The organism is Streptomyces katrae, assembly GCF_000966975.1.
In the GTDB taxonomy this organism is placed as follows: Bacteria; Actinomycetota; Actinomycetes; order Streptomycetales; family Streptomycetaceae; genus Streptomyces; species Streptomyces katrae.
Genome location: NZ_JZWV01000431.1, coordinates 1 through 1430 on the forward strand (window position 1 = coordinate 1; position 1430 = coordinate 1430).

Below are 1430 nucleotides of genomic sequence, written 5' to 3' on the forward strand. Positions count from 1 at the left end.
GGTGTCTTCCGTCGTCGCGGTGTCGTCCGCGGGGGCCTCGGGGGCGGGCAGGGACGGCGGGCTGCCGGGGTCGGCCACCACCGCCTCCAGCAGGCGGGTGTAGTCGGCGCCCCACCGCCGGACCGTGCCCTCGTCGAACAGGGCCGGGTCGTACTCCCAGTCCAGGTGCAGGCCTCCGTCCGCGGCCGGGGTGACGTACAGGGTCAGGTCGAACTTGGCTCCGAGGCCGGGAAGTTCCACCGGGCGGGCGGGCCGGCCGTCGAAGTCCGGCAGGGGGAAGTCCACCGGCATCGCGAACATCACCGAGAACAGCGGGGTGCGGCCCGGGTGCCGCTTGGGGTTGAGCTCGGCGACCAGCCGGTCGAACGGGAACGCCGAGTGCCGGATGCCGTCGAGCACCACCGCACCCACGGACCTGGCCAGGGAGGTGAACGACGCGTCGTGGCCGGCCTTGACGCGGAGCACCAGGGTGTTCAGCATCAGCCCGAAGACCCGCTGCGCCGCCTCGGTGGACCGGCTGGTGACCGGTGTCGCGATCGCCATGTCCTCGGCGCCGCTGTGGTGGCGCAGCAGGACGGCGTAGGCGGTGAGCATGGTGCTGAACGGGGTGGTGTTCAGCTCCGCGGACAGGCCGCGGATCCGGGACGCCAGTGCGGGGTCCAGGTCGCAGCCCCACATCGCGCCGGCGCCCGCCCGCACCTCGGGCCGGGGCCGGTCGGTGGGCAGGGGCACCAGGTCGGGCGCACCTTCGAGCTGGGCCCGCCAGTAGGCGCTGCTCCCGGTGGTGTCGTTCCGCTCGGCCCGCTCCAGTTCGGCGAGGACGTCGTGGAACTGGTGACGGCCGGCCCGGGCGGGGGTGTCGTCACCGGCCCGGCGACGGTGGTAGTCCTGCGCCAGGTCCTCGACCATGACGCCCATGGAGGTCGCGTCGGTCACCGCGTGGTGCACCGTGACCACCAACAGGCTCCGCTCCGGGCCGAGGACCAGCGTCGCGCGGACGGGCGGCTCGGCGAAACAGCGCTGGGGGGGCGCTCCGAGCTCGCGCACCCATTCCCGGACGTCCTCGTCGCCGGCGAGCGGCCGGAGGGTGCCGGACGCCGGTCCCGCGTGTGCCGTGTCGAGGACGGTGAGCTCCACGCCGGGCTCGGCGAGGATCTCCGTCTCGAACCGGCCGCCCTTCTGGTGGAAGACGGTGCGCAGGCCGGAGTGGCGGCGCTGCGCGTCGGTGAAGGCCGCCCGCATCGCGGCCGGGTCCACGCGGCCGGCGATGTCCACGGCGAGCGTGACGTTGTGCTGGTTGGAATCCTCCTGCATCAGGTCCACGAACAGCATCCGCTGCTGGGCCAGGGACGGCTGGTAGGACGCCGTCTCCGGGGATCCGGCCGGAACCGCATCCGGAGCCGGAGCCGGGGCCGGGGCCGGAGCCGGGA

Annotated in this window: 1 protein-coding gene; it reads right to left on the bottom strand. The window is 74.2% G+C overall.

What is annotated here, in order from left to right; all coding sequences use genetic code 11:
* The coding region (locus tag VR44_RS16390; protein ID WP_045948242.1) for a condensation domain-containing protein at window positions 1-1430 on the bottom strand (1430 nt) is incomplete at both ends.